Origin of the sequence: Pseudomonas sp. NFPP28 (assembly GCF_900115535.1) — a bacterium.
In the GTDB taxonomy this organism is placed as follows: Bacteria; Pseudomonadota; Gammaproteobacteria; order Pseudomonadales; family Pseudomonadaceae; genus Aquipseudomonas; species Aquipseudomonas extremorientalis.
The window spans coordinates 375,501-394,641 of record NZ_FOWT01000003.1 but is presented as its reverse complement, the minus strand read 5'-3'; the positions used below and the strand labels follow the sequence as shown (position 1 = coordinate 394,641).

The 19,141-nt window shown below is 62.4% G+C and carries 14 protein-coding genes and 1 pseudogene; 6 read left to right on the top strand and 9 right to left on the bottom strand.

Translation table 11 applies throughout. The features are described from left to right. Positions 1-44 precede the first annotated feature (44 nt). Positions 45-1,211 carry an MFS transporter gene (locus BM110_RS10520; protein ID WP_093121142.1) on the top strand — a complete coding sequence of 389 codons (1,167 nt, stop codon included), beginning with the start codon at positions 45-47 and terminating at the stop codon, positions 1,209-1,211. Positions 1,212-1,334: 123 nt separating this feature from the next. On the opposite strand, the gene BM110_RS10515 is transcribed toward BM110_RS10520, so the two are convergent. Next, the gene (locus tag BM110_RS10515) at positions 1,335-2,672 is read right to left on the bottom strand and encodes an MFS transporter (RefSeq protein WP_093513328.1); all 1,338 of its coding nucleotides are present in this window, start codon (positions 2,670-2,672) and stop codon (positions 1,335-1,337) included. 132 nt (positions 2,673-2,804) lie between these two features. After that, entirely contained in the window at positions 2,805-3,617 is an 813-nt protein-coding gene (locus tag BM110_RS10510) for an AraC family transcriptional regulator (RefSeq protein WP_093513327.1), read from the bottom strand. Between the two features lie 126 nt (positions 3,618-3,743). Here BM110_RS10510 and BM110_RS10505 point away from each other — a divergent pair, with 126 nt between their 5' ends. The 3 genes and pseudogenes from BM110_RS10505 to BM110_RS10495 form a co-directional block, all read left to right on the top strand. Then, positions 3,744-3,932: a DUF1656 domain-containing protein gene (locus BM110_RS10505; RefSeq protein ID WP_092243940.1), complete on the top strand. Its 189-nt coding sequence runs from the start codon at positions 3,744-3,746 to the stop codon at positions 3,930-3,932. Positions 3,933-3,942: 10 nt separating this feature from the next. Beyond that, entirely contained in the window at positions 3,943-4,851 is a 909-nt protein-coding gene (locus BM110_RS10500; RefSeq protein WP_093513326.1) for an efflux RND transporter periplasmic adaptor subunit, read from the top strand. Then, positions 4,851-6,728: pseudogene (locus BM110_RS10495) on the top strand (FUSC family protein); the annotation flags it as partial. The gene BM110_RS10500 and the pseudogene BM110_RS10495, both read left to right, overlap by 1 nt. A 31-nt stretch (positions 6,729-6,759) precedes the next feature. Here the strand turns inward: BM110_RS10495 and BM110_RS30015 are convergent. The 3 genes from BM110_RS30015 to BM110_RS10480 all read right to left on the bottom strand — a co-directional run bounded on the left by BM110_RS30015 (position 6,760) and on the right by BM110_RS10480 (position 11,251). Beyond that, entirely contained in the window at positions 6,760-8,256 is a 1,497-nt protein-coding gene (locus tag BM110_RS30015; protein WP_092243934.1) for a methyl-accepting chemotaxis protein, read from the bottom strand. 167 nt (positions 8,257-8,423) lie between these two features. Further along, positions 8,424-10,586: a TonB-dependent siderophore receptor gene (locus BM110_RS10485; RefSeq protein ID WP_093513325.1), complete on the bottom strand. Its 2,163-nt coding sequence runs from the start codon at positions 10,584-10,586 to the stop codon at positions 8,424-8,426. A 173-nt stretch (positions 10,587-10,759) separates the two neighbouring features. Continuing rightward, a complete protein-coding gene (locus BM110_RS10480; RefSeq protein ID WP_093513324.1) occupies positions 10,760-11,251 on the bottom strand; it encodes an Lrp/AsnC family transcriptional regulator in 492 nt (163 codons plus the stop codon). 121 nt (positions 11,252-11,372) lie between these two features. Here BM110_RS10480 and BM110_RS10475 point away from each other — a divergent pair, with 121 nt between their 5' ends. Further along, on the top strand, positions 11,373-12,407 hold the full coding sequence (locus BM110_RS10475) for a histone deacetylase family protein (protein ID WP_093513323.1): 1,035 nt from the start codon (positions 11,373-11,375) through the stop codon (positions 12,405-12,407). A gap of 58 nt (positions 12,408-12,465) precedes the next feature. Next, positions 12,466-13,863, top strand: a complete 1,398-nt coding sequence (locus BM110_RS10470; RefSeq protein WP_093121136.1) for an amino acid permease — start codon at positions 12,466-12,468, stop codon at positions 13,861-13,863. A gap of 62 nt (positions 13,864-13,925) precedes the next feature. Here the strand turns inward: BM110_RS10470 and BM110_RS10465 are convergent, their stop codons facing one another. The 4 genes from BM110_RS10465 to BM110_RS10450 form a co-directional block, all read right to left on the bottom strand. After that, positions 13,926-14,405, bottom strand: a complete 480-nt coding sequence (locus BM110_RS10465; RefSeq protein WP_093513322.1) for a cytochrome P460 family protein — start codon at positions 14,403-14,405, stop codon at positions 13,926-13,928. Beyond that, positions 14,405-15,433: an alpha/beta fold hydrolase gene (locus tag BM110_RS10460; protein WP_093513321.1), complete on the bottom strand. Its 1,029-nt coding sequence runs from the start codon at positions 15,431-15,433 to the stop codon at positions 14,405-14,407. Before BM110_RS10460 ends, BM110_RS10465 begins: the two co-directional genes overlap by 1 nt. 131 nt (positions 15,434-15,564) lie before the next feature. After that, a complete protein-coding gene (locus tag BM110_RS10455) occupies positions 15,565-17,976 on the bottom strand; it encodes an autotransporter family protein (protein WP_093513320.1) in 2,412 nt (803 codons plus the stop codon). A gap of 249 nt (positions 17,977-18,225) precedes the next feature. Then, entirely contained in the window at positions 18,226-18,987 is a 762-nt protein-coding gene (locus BM110_RS10450) for a PIG-L deacetylase family protein (protein ID WP_093121133.1), read from the bottom strand. Positions 18,988-19,141 lie beyond the last annotated feature (154 nt).

The following is a 19,141-nucleotide window of genomic DNA, read 5'->3' as shown; positions in this document are numbered from 1 at the left end:
AAAGCGTTGATCGTAGCATTTGCGGCATAAATGAGGAGTCTTCCATGCGTATCAATCCACCCCTTGTAGCCCTTGCTGTCGGTGCCTTTGGCATTGGCGTCACTGAGTTCGCGCCCATGGGCATGTTGCCCACCATCGCCAATGACCTGGGCGTTTCGATTCCCACTGCGGGGCTGTTGGTCAGCGCCTACGCCCTGGGGGTATTGTTCGGTGCGCCACTGATGATCTTGACCACTGGCAAGATTCCCCGTCGTCACTTGCTGGTCGGGCTTATGGCCATTTTCACCCTGGGTAACGTAATGTCGGCGCTTGCAACCGGCTATTACGATCTGTTGATTGCCCGCGTCATCACTTCGCTCAACCACGGCGCGTTTTTTGGTGTCGGTTCCATCGTCGCGGCCAGTGTGGTCGCGCCGGACAAGCGCGCCGGAGCCGTCGCCGCGATGTTTATGGGTCTGACCCTGGCGACCATTGGTGGGGTGCCACTGGCGACCTGGTTGGGTGAACTGCTTGGCTGGCGTACGGCGTTCTGGGGCATTGGCGGACTGGGCCTGGTGACCATGGTCGCGCTGTGGTTCGCGCTGCCTGACCTGCCGCTGCCGAAAAGCGACGGTGTGCTGGCCGAAATCAAGGTGCTGGGGCGTGGTTCGGTACTGGCGGCTCTGGCCCTGACCGTGGTGGGTTCCGGTGCTATGTTCACCGTGTTTACCTACATCGCGCCGATCCTGAGCAACGAGACCCATGCGTCTACCCCCTTTATCACGGCCATGCTGGTGCTGTTCGGCGTCGGGTTGACCCTGGGCAATGTATGGGGTGGCAAGGCGGCAGATCGCTCGATCGACCGGACCCTGATCGTCTCGCTGAGCGCACTGATTCTGGTCCTGCTGGCCTTCGCATTCCTGATGCGTTGGCCGATACCGGCAGCGGTGAGCATCCTCATCTGGGGTATCGCCAGCTTCGCCGTCGTGCCGCCGTTGCAGATGCGTGTGATGGAAGCGGCCAAAGATGCGCCGAACCTGGCCTCGGCCGTGAACATCGGCGCCTTCAACTTCGGCAACGCGATTGGTGCAGCGGTGGGGGGAGCGGTGATCAACGCAGGGCTGGGCTACCCGGCGATTTCCCTGGCCGGCGCGGCGATGGCGGGCATGGGGTTGCTGATGGTCGTGACGTTCGCCTGGGGGGCTAGAGCGCGCATGGCTGCGGCGGTTTAGCAGATGCGCACCAAAGGGTTCGCTGCGGCACCTGCAGAAAACGCTGTTGAAGGTCTGGATGCGGCAGCAGGCAGGTGTCGAACTGATCCTACCTGCGTCCAGCGGCGTTCACCCTCCTGCCGTTTACCGTGAAAGCAAAGGTGCGGTGCTTGTTTGCTCACCACCCACGTCGTGCAAGGACATCCGCGACGTCTCCGGCAACGCCAACCCACCGGCCAGTGCCAGCAACGCCACGGCAATCAGGTAAAACGCCGGTGACAGGTTGCTGCCCGTGGTGCTGATCAACCATGTCGCCACCAGCGGCGCGGTGCCGCCGAAGATCGTGTACGCCATGTTGTAGGTGATCGCCGAAGCGGTATAGCGCGTACGGGTCGGGAAGGTCTCCGAGAGCAAGGCCGCCGTGACCACGCCGCACAGCACCGCCCCAACCGCCAACAACATCACGCCGACAATCGACGCCGCAAACGAACCGGAGCTGGCCATCAGGAACGACGGATACACCACCACGATCAACAATACACAGGCAGTCATCACCGTGACGCGCCGCCCGACCCGGTCCGAATACAGCCCCGCCAGCGGGCAGATCGCCGCCGCGAAAATCAACGCGATCAGCGACACCAGTAGCGCCATCGCCCGGTTCAACCCGCCCGCTACTTGCAGGTACGTCGCGAAGTAGGTGGTGAACATATAAAACGACAACGCCGTCAGTGACACAAAAGCGCCCAGGCAGCAGATCGCCGCACCATGGTTGCGCAAGGTTTCCTTGAGCGGGGAGTGGGCGACGGCGTGCTCTTCCTTCACGGCCTGGAAGGCAGGCGTCTCGTCCAGCTTCCAGCGCAGGTAAAGGCCCACCAGGCCGAGTGGCGCGGCAATCAGGAACGGCAGGCGCCAGCCCCAACTGCCCATGGCTTCGGCGGACAATGACGCCTCAAGGGCATAGGCCACCACGGCGGCGGCGGCGAAAGCGGAAAACGTCGACACCGGCACGAAACTGCCATACCAGGCGCGTTTGTCACTCGGCGCGTGCTCCATCAGATAAGCACAGGCACCGGCGTATTCACCGCCGGCGGAGAACCCCTGGGCACAGCGGATCAGCGACAACAGAATCGGCGCCGTGACGCCGATGGCGGCGTAGGTGGGCAGCAGGCCGATCAACGTGGTGGCAGCGGCCATCAACAGGATGGTCATGGCCAGGGTGCGCTTGCGGCCGATGCGGTCGCCGAGCATGCCGAAAAAAATACCGCCCAGGGGCCGGAACGCGAAGGCCACGGCAAACACGGCGAAGGTCTTGAGCAACGCCGCGCTGGCGTCGCCGCTGGGGAAGAATTGCTGGGCGATGGTGGTGGCGAGGAAGCCATAGACGGCGAAGTCAAACCACTCGACGAAATTACCGATGCCGGCGGCGATGATGACCTTGCGCAGGGTTTGCGGGCTGACCTGTTCGGTGGAGGGGCTCGTCATGGGGGAAGGCCTCAGGATAGCTGGGGGGATGCCCGATTATCGGTGCAGGTGCTTGGGCGGCGGGGCCCAAAAGAGTCGTCCGCGTAGTCAGTAGCGACGGGGTGGGGGGAGGCACGCAGGAATTGGGCCAGGTCAGGCAATGGCGCCAGGCGTCGTCGGTCGGGTACTGCGGATGTAGCGTGCTGGCGAGGACCCCAGCGTCTTGCGAAACATGCTGATAAACGAGCTGACGGACTCGTACCCCAGCGCCTCGGCGGTACGCTGCACCGACTCGCCCTCGGCCAGGTTCTGCAAGGCTACGATGATTTGCCATTGCTTGCGCCATTGGCCAAAGGTCAGTCCGGTTTCGCGCTTGACCAGGCGCGCCAGGGAACGCTCACTCATCGCCACCTGCTGCGCCCATTGCGCCATGGTGCAGCGGTTATCCGGAGCCTCGGCCAGACGACGGGCGATGACGCGCAGCTGCGCCGAAGCGGGCAGGGGCAGGTACAGTCGCTCCGAAGGGGCCTGCTCCAGTTGTTCAAGCAGCACGCGGGCCAGGCGTGCGCTCGCGCTCGGATCCGGATAGTCCTGGTCGAGGGTGCTCAGGTGCAGGATCAGTTCGAGAATCAGTGGCGACAGCACCAGCGTGCAGCAGGTTTGCGGCAACGCAGCCGCATTGGGCTCTATGAACAGAAAACCGACTTTGCCGTTGGCGGTGATGCGGTTGCTGTGAGCGATACCCGCCGGAATCCACACGCCGAATCCTGTAGGCACCATCCATACACCATCCTCCACCGTACACACGATGCCGCCGTGATAGGCCACCACCAGCTGGCCTTTGCGATGGCTGTGCACCGCGTATTCCGCGTCGTTGCGCTGTGCGCCCAGCATTACCGCCACGGCGGGTTGACCCAGGTCGTCGAGTTCGAATTGCTCCACCGTGTACAGGGTTGTCTCGTTCATCAAATCCCCCGTCGACTGTCCGAAATTGATTATAGGCTGGCAGCATACTCAATATCGGCCGTTTCTGGCACGCCCTACCATGCTCACCAAGGGCCTCACCCTGAAGGCCGTTACGAGACTTGAACCATGCTGAGCGAAATCACGATTGCCAACCTCTACCTGCCGCCGTTCCTGCTGTACGTGGGAGCGGCGGCATTGGTCTACGGTGTGCTGGAGCGGGTCGTGCGCACTTGGCTGGACCGGACCTGGCACCCCAGCCTGGCGCGGTTTTTTGTCTCGCTCATTGTCCTCTCGACCCTCGTGCTGAAGCTGTGAGGGCGGCGCCATGACGCTCAATAAACTGTTCAAGATGGCCGTGACGCTGGGGTTGGGGCTGGTTGCCCTGTTGTTCTGCATGCAGTTGTGGCGCGCCTATGTGCTGGCGCCCTGGACGCGGGATGGGCGGGTCAGCGCCCAGGTCATCCACATTGCGCCCGAGGTGTCCGGGCAGGTGGAACGCTTGCTGGTGGGCGACAACCAATGGGTTGCCAAAGGTGCATTGCTGTATGAGATCGATCAGCGTGCCTACCAGATCGCCCAGCAACAGCGCATGGCGGAGCTGGCCGAGGCTCGCAGTGTTTTCGAGCAGCGCACTGCGCAGTTCAAGCGCCGCAGCCAACTCGGCGATGCGATTGCACGAGAAGAAACCGACAACGCCGCCCAGCAATTGGCTGTGGCCAAAGCCCGGCTGGACGCGGCGCGCAGCCAGTTGGCCCAGGCCCAGCTCGACCTGGGGCGCACTGCCGTGCGTTCGCCGGTCGAAGGATATGTGACGCAACTTCGGCTTCAACCGGGTGACTACGCCGTGGCGGGCAGCACCAATATTTATGTGGTCGACAGCCAGAGTTTCTGGGTGACCGCCTATTTTGAAGAAACCAAGCTGCCTGGCGTGCTGTTGGGCGCGCCGGCGTCGATCAAACTGATGGGGTTTGCGCCGCTGCTTCAAGGGCATGTCGCCAGTATTGGCCGGGGCATCGCCGACACTAACGAGCTGCGTGGTGACAGCGGCTTGCCCCAGGTGGCACCGACGTTCAGTTGGATACGCCTGGCCCAGCGCGTGCCCGTGCGGATCGAGTTGGACAGCGTGCCACAGGGAGTGGAGTTGGCGGCGGGCATGACGGCGAGCATTGAAGTCGGCCAGGCAAATGCCGACGCGCGTTGGCGGCTCACGCGCTGGCTGCAGGCGTTCATGTGATGGCCGTGCATGTATGGCGCTGGTTGGCCGCGCTGCCGCGGCCATGGACCCGGGAGACCTTGGGCTATGTGGGCCGCAGTGTGGTAGCGGCCGTGCTGGCACTGTGGCTGGGTTTGCAATTGCACCTGGACTCGCCGTTCTCGGCAGCGTCGACGGTGTTGCTACTGATTCATCCGATCCAGGGCGCGGTGGTGGGCAAAGGTGTGATGCGCGTCGTGGGTACCCTGCTGGGGTTGGCCGTTGCCGTGATCCTGATAGGGATGTTCGCCCAACAGATGCTGCTGTTCATTCTGGGGATCGGCGTGTGGTTGGGGCTGTGTGTCGCAGCCATGACCCTGCTGCGGCACTATCACGCCACGGCGGCCGTGGTTGCGGGCTATACCGTATGCCTTGCCCTTGGCACTGCCATCGTTGCGCCTGAGCAAGGCTTCGATCACATCGTCACACGGGGAACGGCGGTGGTCCTTGGGGTCTTGAGCCTGAGCCTGGTGGCCTCGCTGCTGGGGCGCAAGACGGTCGAGGCACAACTGAAGCAGGCGCTTGGGGACGTTTCCACGCGCACGCTACGGTTACTGGCCCTTCGATTCAAGGGCGACGCAGGCGACCCCGCGCAACTCGCCCTCGATATCAATAAGGTGGATGAACTGCTCGGGATCGGGCGAGGTGAGTCGTACCTGATTCGTTCCAGGCTCAAGACGCTCCAGGGTGGGCTGGCGCATTTGCAGGCCGCCGTGCTGGTCACTCCAAGCCTGCCCCCGTTGCCCGCGTGCGTTGGAGCGGGCCAGGCCCTTGAACAACTGGCGCAGATCCCCTTCGATTTCGTCACGGCTGCCGCGCGGGTCAGCGTCCTGCAAGGCGTTCTTGAGAATGAAAGTGAATCCCCGGATGGGTTGACCGAGGCATTGGCGGACCTGTCCGGCGCCTTATCGAGTTTTGCCAGCCTTGAAAGCGCCACCCCGCCGCCTGTACGGACGGTAGCTTTCCATCGTCATTATGGCGATGCGCTGCGCAATGGGGTCCGCGCCTTGGCCGCCACCCTGGTGACCGGCGCGGTGTGGTACCTGACGGGCTGGGACCAGGGCCCGACCTTGCTGGCGGTGTTGGGGCCGTGTTGCACCTTGCTGGCGACCCACCCGGCGCCTACCCGAGGGCTTGACGGCTTCCTCAGGGGCACGCTCTACGGCATTGTGGCGGCGGCTGCCTGCAAGTTTCTGCTGCTGCCTCAGATCAATGGTTTTGCGCTGCTCAGCGTTGTATTGAGCGTGTTCTGGGTATGGGGTATCCAGGCTACGACCCAGCCGCGCCATGCCCTGCAAGGCATTGCCTACCTGATTGCGTTCAACACGCTGGTCGGCACCGGCGGCACGGCCCATTACGATTTCATCGACTTCGCCAATCAGGCGCTCGCCTGGTTGGTGGCGATGGCTATCTGTATGTTGGCGTTCCAGATCCTGCCGAGGAAACCCGGCAGCCATGTGCGTGCCCTACAGCACGCGCTTCATCGGGACATCTTGCGACTACTGCGTGCCGGGGGACGTATGAACCTGTCGAAGTGGCACGCCAGGCAGCTTCATCGGCTGGTCTCATTGCGGGCGTTGTCGGGCACGGATGACCCGCCACTCGATGCAGTGGGTTATCTGTCACTCGAACTGGGACGCAGCCTGGGGCGGCTGCATAACGCCGCCAGGCTGCTGGTCCCAGGAACCTCGATTGCACAATGCGCAGATCGCGGTGCTTATCGCTTGGCCCGGTATGCCGGTCACCCTGCAATCAACGCACTTCAGGCGCGGCGGACGGCGAACGCGTTGAGGCGGCTCGGTGAGCCCGGTCTGGCTGAGCGGTACCAGGTGGTTGCCCGCCTGTTGGCGCACTATGCAAACCTTGCGGGCGTTGCCGACAAACCAGACATCATTGATGAAACCTGCGCCCCAGCGCATCCAGGCGCACCGCGATCGGCGGCAACCGCTCGCTGCTGCGTGCCAGGGTTTCCACATCGTCCGCGGTGCTTTGCGCAATGCTCTGCACCGACTGCAGACGCCCGACAATCTCCAGGTTCGCCGTGGTCTGCTCGCGGGTTGTGGTCACGATACGGCCATTGAGGTCATCGATGTGGGCGATGTCGTCGCCCACTGCGCGCAGCATGTCAACGGCCACCTGGCTGTCCTCCACGCAGCGCTCTACGCCCTCGCGGCTATCTTGCATGGCTTGCACCGCCTGCCGGCTGCCGTGTTGCAGGCCTTCGATGATGGTTTTGATTTCCTGGGTGGATACCGCCGTGCGTTGCGCCAGGTTGCGCACTTCGTCGGCAACCACGGCGAAGCCACGGCCTTGCTCGCCGGCGCGGGCGGCTTCGATGGCGGCGTTGAGGGCCAGCAGGTTGGTCTGGTTGGCAATGCTGCTGATCACTTCAAGCACGGTGCCGATCTGTTCGGTTTGCAGGGCCAGGCCCTGCACCGTGTCGTGGGTGCCGTTGAGGCGTGAGGCCAGTTGGGTGATTTCCTGCTGGGCGCGGCCGACGCTTTCCTGGCCGCGCAGGATCTGTTGGCTGGCCTTGCCGGCATGATCCACCGCTTGCTCGACGTGCACGGCAATGTGGCCCATGGCGTCTTCCATGCGCTGCATCGAGCCGCTCATCTCGGTGATTTGCGCCAGTTGGTGCCGTGCGCCTTTTTCCAGGGTGCCGCTGGCGCTGGCCAGTTCCTGGCCGAGTTGGCCAAGGCCGTGGGAGTCACGGGCGACGCCGTCGATCAGGCCGGTCAACTGATGCAGAAAATGGTCGAAACGCTTGGCGAGGGAAACGTGGGTCTTGCCCTGGTCGCCTTGGGCGGTTTCAACGGTGAGCTGGGAAGTGACCGCCAGCATCTTCTCGAGCATTTCCTGGCTCTCGACCGCTTCGGCCTGGCTGTGCACGGCCAGGTAGAGCAGGGCGACGGTCTCCATCACCACGTAGAACGCATGCACGAACACCATGGTCCAGCCGCCGTGGTGTTCCATCACGAACACTGGAAAGCCTTGATGTTGCAGCGCATGGAAAACCACGTGGTGCACGGCGATGGTGGCCGCCGCCACCAGGATCGGCAGCCAGTCACGGTAAAACGTCAGCACCGCGAGCAACGCGAAGATGCCGAAGTGCGCTTCGATCAAGCCCTGGGCCTGGTTGATATGCAATGCCGCCATGACCATCAAGCCCGCGCCGAGCGCGCAGCGCATGACACGGGTACCACCGATGGCGCGGTAAAGCGCGGTCAGCACCACGCTGGTACTACCGCCGACTATCACGGCCTGCACCAAGGTGTCGTGCCAGAACGCCAGGCCCAGGGAAAACAGGAACATCAGCCAGACCAGCGCCAGCATGATGCGGTCGGCTTTACGGTAGTGCTCGGAAAAACGCGTGCGGGTGGGCATTCACACTTACTCCATGTGGTCTGGCCGGAACAAAGCGAAGGGCAGGGTGGAGCGAATCAGGTGTTTTTGATTGTTATTGGATTCAGTGATGCCAAACGTGTATCGGCATCGGGAGGTGGGACTTTAGGGGCGGCTACCCGGGCGGATAGCCGTGGTTCGGACGCCGGTCAGAAGCTGTACTTTGCCGTCAGCATCATATTGCGTGGGTTGCCGTAGGAGTCACCGCCATAGCTTACGGAGTTGGAGATGGACTGGTAGTAACGACGGTCGAAGATGTTGTTGGCGTTGAGTTGCAGGTCAAGGTGCTGGTTGACCTGGTAGCCGGCCATCAGGTCGGTGACTGCATAGGCGCCCTGCTGCAGGCGGTAGGTGCTGCCATCCGCGACTTTGAAGTCGTTGTACATGCGGCTCTGCCAGGAGACGTTGCCGCCCACGCGGAGTTTTTCCAACGGGCCCTGGAAGCGGTAGTTGGTGGTCAGCTTGAACAGGTGCTCCGGGGTGTCGGTGTCGAACTGCTTGTTGACCTTCTGCGGGTTGGCGGCGTCCTTGATGGTGTGCGTGCGCGCGTAGGTGTAGCCACCGCCGACCTGCCAGTTCTCGGTCAGGGCGCCTTGCAGTTCGAAGTCGATGCCCTGGCTGCGAATCTCGCCGGACGCCACAGAGCAGGAGGCCTGCGGGCAGTTTGCGACTGTCACGCCGACGGCACGGTTTTCCTGGTCGACGCGGAACAGCGCCACGCTCGCGTTGAGCGCACCCCCCAGGTATTCACCCTTGATACCCAGCTCGTAGTTCTTGCCGACGATGGGCTTGAGCGGGCTGCCGGAGGTGTCTTTTTCGCTCTGGGGCGTGAAGATGTCGCTGTAGCTGACATACACCGAGTGGTGGTCGTCCAGGTCGTAGATCAGGCCGGCGTAGCGGGTGAGGTTGCGGGTGACCTTGTAGTCACCGGTGTTGCTGCCATGGGCGTCGTAGTCGTACCAGTCCAGGCGCCCGCCGAGGATCAGCTTCAACGGGTCGGCCAGGTTCAGGCGGGTGGTGACGTAGACACCATCCTGGGTGGTCACGTCACGGTCATTGGTGGTATGGACGAAGTCCGGTTTGCCCGCTGTGAGCGGCCAGTTGGTGTTGTAGGGGCTGTAGTTGTGGGTGGTCATGTCGTAGATGCGCCGGCTGGCGCCTACCACCAGTTCATGGGTACGCCCGAACGCCTGGAAGGGGCCGCTGGCGAAGACGTCGGCACCTGCCTGGTTTTCATCGTAGGCCGCCTGGTAGACCGTGCGCGCCAGTGTGTTGGCGACCCAGCGCGACTGGTAGGAACCGGAGAACAACGCGTTCTGTTCGGCATAGTTGGCGTTGACTTGCAGTTTCCAGTCGTTGGCCAGTTGCTGGCGCAGTTCGGCGAATACGGTGTTGATCTCCTGGTCCTTGTTTTCCCAGTCAGTGCCGGGGTTGTAGGAGCGCGGCAGGTTCAGGTGATGGCCATCCAGGCCGACCATCGACGAGCCCCAGAAGTAATTGGTCTTGTCCTTCTGGTTGGAGAAACCCAGGGTCAGGGTGGTGTCTTCGCTCAGGTCGGCTTCGGTGACGGCATAGAACAGGCCGTGATACTCCTCGGCGTTGTCGATGAAGCTGTTGGCGTCGCGGTACGAGGTAACCACGCGACCGCGCCAGGTGCCGCTGTCGTTGAGCGGGCTGGAGGCGTCGAGTTCGCCGCGATAGTCGTCCCAACTGCCGGCGGCGCCGGTCAGCGTGACTTTCTGCTCGTCCAGTGGGCGCTTGCGGACCAGGTTGATAGCGGCGGAAGGGTTGCCCGCGCCGGTGACCAGGCCGGTGGCGCCGCGCACGATTTCGACGCGATCGAACATCGCCAGGTTCGGTTGCGCGCCGACAGTGACGCCGTTGTAGCCGCTGGGGATGCCGTCATACATCAGGTTGTCGATGTCGAAGCCGCGTGACGTGTAGGACTGCCGGCCAGGGCCACTGGAAAAATTCAGGAACAAACCCGGGGTGGCCTTGACCACATCGTTGATGCTGGTCATCGCCTGGTCATCCATCCGCTGGCGGGTAATGACGGTGACGGCCTGTGGGGTTTCGCGCATGGTCAACGGCAGCTTGGTTGCCGTTTTCATCGCGCCGGTGGTGTAGGACTGGGTGCCTTCAGTGGTTTCGCCCAGTTGCTCTTCGCCGGAGATTTGCGTGGCGCCCAACTCAAGGGTGGCGGCCGGTGCCTGGGTATCGGCGGCAAAGACCGCGGAAGAACTGGCCAGACAGACCGCCAATGCCATCAGGCTGGGTGAAAAAACGTTACCGCCGTGTTGTTGCACAGACATGGAACTGACTCCCCCGAACGCCGTCCCTGGCGAATAATAAATCTGTTGATAATTATTCGCATTAGTCTGGCAGATTGTTCCTGTAGGAAAAAGCCTTCAGGGAGAATTAGTTAACGAATTTTTCACATCGCAGTGACGGCGATTTGCCATATCGCGCCCCTGGAAAGCGCCGGTTATTCGCGCTGTGGGATGGCCACCCGACTCGTCGCCTTGACCTCCCTCAGCGCCAGGCTCGATTGAATCGCCGCAATCCCTAACTGGCGCCGCAACACGCTCTCGACGAACTCGCTGTAGCTGTCCAGGTCTTCGGCCAGCACCTGCAACAGGTAATCGGCATCCCCGGTGATCTTGTGGCACGACAACACCTGCGGCAGTTCCTTCACCACGGTCTCGAACGCGTCCGGCGCATGGTCGGTATGGATCGCAAAACGCACATGCACGAACGCCAGGATGTCCAGCCCGAGCATCTTGCGGTCGAGGTTGGCCTGGTAGCCCTTGATCACGCCTTCTTCTTCCAGGCGTTTGCGTCGGCGCCAGCAGGGCGTGAGGCTCAGGGACAGGCGCTCACTCAACTGCGCGTTGGAAATACTGGCGTCTTGCTGCAGCAGGGCGAGGATGGCGAGATCGGTGTCGTCAAGAACGACCTGTCTGGTTTTATTTTTCATAATCATGCGCCGTTGAGGTAAATATTCTCGATAAACCTAACAGTGCCGTAAGTAAAAGCAAAGAAAGCCCACTGCCGCCAGAACAAAATAGACCCTGTCTTTTACTGGCGGATGCCCTCACATGTTGACTGTTTTCAGCGAAGCCCACCGTTTGCACCATGGCACCGAACTCAAGGACGGCGTGCTCAAGCCCTCGTTCGAACAACCCAGTCGCGCCGACACCGTGCGTGACCGGGTCCGTCAGGTTGGCCTGGGCGATATCATTACGCCGCGCCGTTTTGACCGGGCCTGCTACGTCGCCGCCCACAGCGAACGCTACGTGGCGTTCCTCGAAACCGCCTGGGCCGAATGGACTGCCATCGGCCGCAGCCATGACGCCTTGCCCCTGGTGTGGCCGGTACGCGACCTGGCCAACCAGCAGGTGCCGGCGTTCATCGACGGCAAGCTCGGTTTTTACGCGATGGACGCCGGTTCGCCGATTACCCGCACCACCTGGCAGGCGGTGAAGACCAGCGCCGACATCGCACTGACCGGCCTGGCGTTGCTCGACGAAGGCCATCGCAGCGCCTTTGCCCTGTGCCGCCCACCGGGCCATCACGCAGCCCGTGAATACATGGGTGGTTACTGCTACCTCAACAACGCCGCAATTGCCGCGCAGCACGCCATCACCCAGGGCGCTCGGCGCGTGGCGGTGCTGGATGTGGATTTCCACCATGGCAATGGCACCCAGAATATTTTCTACGACCGCCCGGACGTGATGTTCATATCCCTGCATGGCGATCCGGCGGTGTCCTACCCGTACTTTTCCGGTGCCGGCAGCGAGCGCGGCGTCGGCGCTGGGGAGGGCTTCAACCTGAACTACCCATTGCCGAAAAACACCACCTGGACCCATTACCGCACCGCCCTGATCGACGCCTGCCAGCAACTGCGCCGCTTAGCCCCTGAAGTGTTGGTGATTTCCCTGGGCGTCGACACCTTCAAGGACGACCCTATCAGCCACTTCCTGCTCGACAGCGAAGACTTCCTCCGCATGGGGGAGATCATCGCCAGCGTCGGCGTGCCCACGCTGTTCGTGATGGAAGGCGGCTACATGGTCGATGAGATCGGCATCAATGCGGTCAACGTGCTGCACGGTTTCGAACACCACAGCCAATAACAACGACCCCTCGACTTTTCTTCTGCCAAAACTCAAAAACATAACAAGAGGTTTTGTGATGAAAGCAACCACGCCCGGGCTGTGTGAACAGCCTGCGTTGCAACGCACCCTGAGCAACCGCCATATCCAGTTGATGGCCATGGGCGGCGCGATCGGCACCGGCCTGTTCATGGGCTCCGGCAAGATCATCGCGCTGTCCGGCACCTCGATCATCCTGATCTACATGATCATCGGGCTGTTCGTGTACTTCGTGATGCGCGCCATGGGCGAGCTGCTGCTGTCCAACCTCGACTTCAAGAGTTTCGCCGACTTTGCCGGTGCTTACCTGGGGCCGCGCGCGGCGTTCTTTCTCGGGTGGTCGTACTGGTTGAGCTGGAGCGTGGCGGTGGTGGGGGACGCGGTTGTGGTCGGCGGTTTCTTCCAGTACTGGTTCCCCGATGTACCGGCCTGGATGCCGGCGGTGGGCATGTTGCTGACCCTGTTCGCACTGAATGTGCTGACGGTCAGGCTGTTCGGCGAAGTGGAGTTCTGGTTCGCGATCATCAAGATCGTCGCCGTGGTGACCTTGATCGGGGTGAGTGGAGTGCTGATCGCCAGTTCGTTCGTCTCGCCCACCGGTGTCACCGCTTCGTTGAGCCACCTGCTGGATAAACAGGCGGCATTTCCCAACGGCCTGTTCGGCTTTTTTGCCGGCTTCCAGATGGCGATCTTTTCCTTTGCCGGCACCGAGTTGATCGGCACCGCCGCCGCCGAAACCCGTGCGCCGGAAAAGACCTTGCCCAAGGCGATCAACTCGATCCCGCTGCGCATCATCCTGTTCTACGTGCTGGCCCTGGCATGCATCATTGCGGTGACCTCCTGGCAGCAGGTGTCGCCGAGCAAGAGCCCGTTTGTCGAGTTGTTCCTCGTCGCAGGGTTTCCCGCCGCAGCGGGCATCGTGAACTTTGTGGTGCTGACCTCGGCAGCGTCGTCGGCCAACAGCGGGGTGTTTTCCGCCAGCCGCATGTTGTTCGGCCTGGCCGACCTGGGTGATGCGCCGGGTATCTTCCGGCGCTTGTCCAACAGCAGCGTGCCGTTTATCAGCCTGGCGTTTACCAGTTTGCTGATGTTGCTGGGGCTGGTGTTGCTGTTTGTGGTGCCGGAGGTGATGACCGCCTTCACCATCGTGTCGACGGTGTCGGCGATCCTGGTGATTTTTACCTGGTCGACCATCCTCGCGTCCTACATCGCCTACCGCAAAAAACGCCCGGACCTGCACGCCCAATCCACCTACAAGATGCCAGGCGGTGTGCCGATGGCCTGGTTTGCCCTGGCGTTTCTCGCGTTTGTACTGGGCCTGCTGGCGTTGCGGCCGGATACACGCCTGGCGCTGTGCGTGATGCCGGCCTGGTTCATCTGGCTGGGAATCGCCTATCAGTTTTCGCGCTTTCAGGGTCTGCGCTTTCAAGGTCGTTGAAAAAACCGGCCATATCTGGGTGATTTGTGGCCAGTTCTGACTAAAGGCCAAAGGGCTGGCTTTCAGGGGGCCAGCCTGGTGAAGACGTAATCGCGGTCTTTCACCAACGCCTGGTGGCAGGCAAAACACGTCTGGTGCTGCGCTTCATCGGCGGGTTTGCCATTGATGAAGCGTCCAAACCCCCAGCCACCGGTAGATGCGTATTTTTTCGAGTCCTTGACCATGAACTGCACCGTGGTCGCCGCGCCAGGGATGGACGCGGTCTTGAAGTCCGGTGACGGCTCGTGTTTCCACGCCAACTTGGCCAGGACGGTGCCATCCGGGAAAGGCAACTTGCCCTCCCGGTAAGCCTTGAACGCAGCGCTGTTGCCCAGCACCACGCGCAGTTCGTTCAACGGGTCGGCTTCCTGGGCCGGCGCCACCAGTTCCCATTGGCGGTAGCCGTCGGGGATGGTCACGCCGTAGATCGGCGAGGCTGCGCTGTCGGCGAAGGCGCCGGTCGAACTCGCGAGGGCCAATGCGGCCATGCACAGGCGCTTCATCACAGGTGATCCGCATCGATGACCGCCTTGGCAAATGCCTCGGGCGCTTCCTGCGGCAGGTTGTGGCCAATGCCACCCTTGATCAGGCGGAACTCGTACTTGCCGGTAAAGCGCTTGGCGTAGTCCTCGGGCTGCGGGTGCGGGGCGCCGTTGGCGTCGCCTTCGAGGGTGATGGTCGGCACGCCAATGGACGGCGCCTGGGCGAGTTTCTGCTCCAGTGGGTCGTACTTCGTCTCGCCCTGGACCAGGCCCAGGCGCCAGCGGTAGTTGAACACGGTGATCGCTACGTGATCCGGGTTTTCCAGGCCTTTGGCGCTGCGGTCGAACGTGGCGTCATCGAACTTCCACTGCGGCGACGCCAGTTGCCAGATCAGCCTGGCGAAGTCGTGGGTGTTTTTCTGGTAGCCGGCGGCACCGCGCTCGGTGGCGAAGTAGAACTGGTACCACCATTGCAACTCGGCTTTGGGGGGCAGTGGGTTCTTGCCGGCGGCCTGGTTGCCGATCAGGTAACCGCTGACCGACACCAGCGCCTTGACCCGCTCCGGCCACAGTACCGAGACGATGTCCGCCGAGCGCGCGCCCCAGTCGTAGCCGCCGAGTACCGCTTGCTTGATCTTCAGGGCGTCCATGAAGTCGATCACATCACTGGCCAGCGCCGCCGGTTGGCCGTTGCGCAGGGTGTCATTCGAGAGGAAACGTGTGTCGCCATAACCCCGTGCGTAAGGGATCAACACGCGATAGCCCTTGGCCGCCAGTAACGGCGCGACCTGGGCGTAGCTGTCAATGTCGTAGGGCCAGCCATGCAGCAGGATCACCGCCGGGCCGGTGGCGGAGCCGACTTCGGCATAGGCCACATCGAGCAGGCCGGCCTTGACGTGCTTGAGGGCACCGAAGGCGGTTTGCGCGCTGGCGACAACTTTGGTCGGTGCCTCGGGCATTTCGGCGTGGGCCATGCCCAGGATGCCGAATTGCGCCAGGGCAATGGCCAGGAAAAGTGGTGTGGAGCGGCGGTTCAACTGAGCGTGCATGGCGAGCCTCCTGCGGCTGGATGTGTGCCGGTGCTCAGTTGAACGCCCGGCTGTATCTGGCCTGTTTCAGGAAACCCGCCGAGTTAAAGGCTGTGTATCGCAGCGGGCTGCGTACACACTGCGATACAAACCTAGAACGCCACCCTGACACCCACAGTGCCTTCGTGGCCGTTGTAAGTGTTGCTGTCCAGATTGCGGTTGGAGCCGATTTCGCCATACAGAGCCACATCGCGAGCAACCTGCAAGATGGCACCCAGGCTGACTTCCAGGGTGGTGGATTTCTGTTCGGTATCGATCCGGCTGGTGCGGTTGTAAATCACACTGTTGTCCCCGGCGCTGGCGTGCCAGACGTTCGCGCGCGCATAGGGCTGCCACGGCATGCCACGGACGTTGTAATCACCGCGTAGCCTTACACCCAGGCGGGAGGTGACGCTGGTATCGGCGTCGTACTTGACGTCGGAGATACCGTCGTTCTGGCTGTCGAGCTTTGTCTTGCCGACGATCACTTGAGCCTGTGGTTCCACTGTCCAGCGCGGGGTGACCTGGAACGGCCAGCCGACTTCGACGGACGCGCTCATGTTGCGCCCTCGGGTTTTCATCTTCACGCCACGGTCCGATTCGTTGTTGCCATTGAAACGACTGCCCATCAGCACCAGGTCCAGATACGCCCGATTGGCACCGATCAGCGCCCAATACCCCCCCACGCTGTCAGCGCGCAAGGTGGTCTTGCCGGCGTCCAGATCTTGCCAGCCACCGTTGAAGCCCTTGACGTTGCCTTTGAGCGTACTGTGGCCCACAAACAGCCCAATACGATGGGTACGCCCGCTGTCGTCGGTGGCGGTGTAGGCATCGCTGCCTACCTGGAAGCCCTTGACCGTGCTGTCCAGCGTCGGGCTCACCGTGCCAGCAAACCCTTGACGGCTGCTGCTGCCGTAGACTCGGCCCCAGCCGGCCAAGCCGTTGCCGCTCTGTTGTTGGCTCTGGTCCCCCATGCGTTCGTGATAGGTCCCCAGCATGGCGAGCACGATCTGCTTGGCAGCTGGAAACAGTGCGGCGTAGATCGGCACTTCCTTGCGGTAGATAGGCTCTGGCTCGGTCCCTGGGTTAGGGGGCAAGGGACGCTCGCCCGGGCTCGGTAAAGGTACGATGATCTCAGGGCCTGATGGCTGCACCGGGACAGTGGAGCGCAGGTAATAATTCTCTGCCGTGCCTGCGGTTACACCGCCCTTGAACAGGCGGTAGTCGAACGCACCCGCGGAGACCGGGCCGGCGAGGGTAAAGGCGTTGGCACTGCCGGAGGCACCATTAAGGGCCTGCACCACCTGGATACCATCCTGCAGCGTTGCCGCACCCGCACCCCCCAGGTTGGTCACGCTGATCGCTGTGCTACCCCCAATGACACCTTGGTCAATCACCAGCCTGTCGCTGGGCGAACCGTCGCCCCCCAGAACACTTTGCAGTGCAAAGCGCCCACCATTGCCGGTGTAATTGCCCCTGATGGTCAATGAGTCGCTGGTGCTGGAACTGCCCGTGGTCATGTCGATCACGCCGCTGTTTTTTACGGTAACCAACCGGCCGGCGGTAAAGGCTTCGATCACGCCCGTACCGGCCTGCAGTTTGCTCGTGCCATCCAGTCCCAGTGTGCCGGTACCGGAACCGCTATCACCCAGCTTGAGCGTCGTACCGCTCAGGGTCAGCTCGGAGCCGTTGTCCAGCTGGATGGCTTCCCAGTTGGGCAGCAGGCCAGGGTCCCCGGCCTTGGTGTTGTCCAGGGTAAGTTTGTCGTTGCCCAAACCGCCGTCCACCAGTTGCGCTGCCGCCAATTGAGCGCTTGTCAGATTCTGCAGCAGTGCCGTGTCGTCCCCCGCACCCATCAGCACAAACGAATGCAGGTTGCCGCCGGTCCAGATGAAGTCGTCATTGCCGAAACTGAGGAGGATCTGCCCGTTCACCTCACCGCCCGAGACGGTCACGTGGTCGTCACCGCCGCTGACACTGATGTTGCCGCCCACAAATGCGGTGCCCGAGATCAGGATGGTGTCGTTGCCGAAGCCGGTGACCAGGTTGCCGATGATGCGGCCACCCGACATATCAAAGATGTTGTTGTCGAGTTTCATGTCGACGCGACCGATGGTGCCGGCGGCCATTTTGGCATCGTCGCCGTCTTCGAAGGCGCCTGTGATGGTGCCACCGCTCATCCTGAAGATATCCCGGCCGTTGCCTTGAAACACATTCGCTACAGTGCCGGCGCTCTGGGCATAGGTGTCGATACCGTCCGCCGTGCTGACGGTACCGACCCGACCGCCGCTGATATCCACCTTATCCTCCCCGTCGCCATACGTCACGTCGCCAGTCACCTGGCCCGTCCCTGAGACATTGAGCGTGTTGTTGCCCCCGGTGTCGGTAAAGCCCGGCGCCGTGCCGCTGTCACAATTGGAGACGTCATCGCCGGCCGTGTTGTTGATGGTGCAGGCGCCATAAGAGGCCAGCGGCCACACCGTTATGACGATCAGGTACAACCAAGAGAGTGTCCGTGCGCGCATGATCCGTCCTCACTCGAGGGGATAGTTGCCCCGGCGCCTGCAAAGGCAGGCGCGGGCCAGACCATGACAACGTGATGCGCGATACGGAGCAGGGACAGCGGGTTACCTGATTCTGAAAACACCGGCCAATGCAAAGGGTTGGCATGGCTTTCTCGACTGCACCTGACGTGGTGCAGCGCTTTTTCTACCCTAGCCATCCATTCGCCAGGCCGCCACTGTCAGAATTAACAGGTATGAACGAGTTGGGTGTCAGGACAGCACGATTTCATAAGGTTCACGCATTCGTTCCAGCAGCACCTGGGCCAGTATGGGCGGCAAGCCGATCTGCGGGTCACCGGCCAACTGGCTGGCATAGGCATGGGCGGCGTGGAGTTTGCGCGCCACGGTCCAGGTGTCCAGGCGTACTTTGCGCGCGCGTTGCCAGGGGATGAGCGCGCCTTCGCGAGCAGGCCAGTGCCACGCCCAGATCGGCAGTTCGTGCAACTGCGCGCCCACCAGGCTGCACGCCTTGGCACTGGCACGACCGACCGCGTCATGGTCATCATTGCCGTCGTTGCGCCAGGTGCTGAACACCACGTCGCCGGGCTGCAGGTAACGCGCAATGAATTGGCTCAGTTGCGGCTCGCGGGCGGCGAGGGCGTTGTCGCAGAAACCACCGCGAATCCATTTCAGGCTGTGCAGCGGCATGCCCAGGCGGCGCAGGGCTTCAGCGCTTTCCTGGGGGCGGACCACGCTCAAGCGGCTCGCCGGCCACACGTTGGACCCAGGATGGCTGGCGCTGCCGTCGGTGATGGAGATCAGTTGCAGCGGGTGTTCCAGCGTGCTGAGCAATTGCAGCAAGCCGCCGCAGGCCAGCACTTCATCGCCGGGATGAGGCGCGATGATCACCACGCGTGCGCCAGGCGGCACTAATGAGGAGGGCGTAACGGGGGGGATCAGCGCCAGTTGCGGGGCGCTGTTCCAGACTTGCGCGGGGCCGCGGCGGCCATCGCTTAAGGAAGCAAGCTTCATGGGGTGTCACATCCTTGTCGGTTGATGCGGGGTCGTGCCCCGTTGACGGGACGACTCTCTTGTTTCCACCACAGACTCCGCCGCAGTGGCTGCGTGGCATCCCAACCCTGGAATGCCAGCAAGGCGTTCTCAGCATAGACAAGGATTGCTCGGT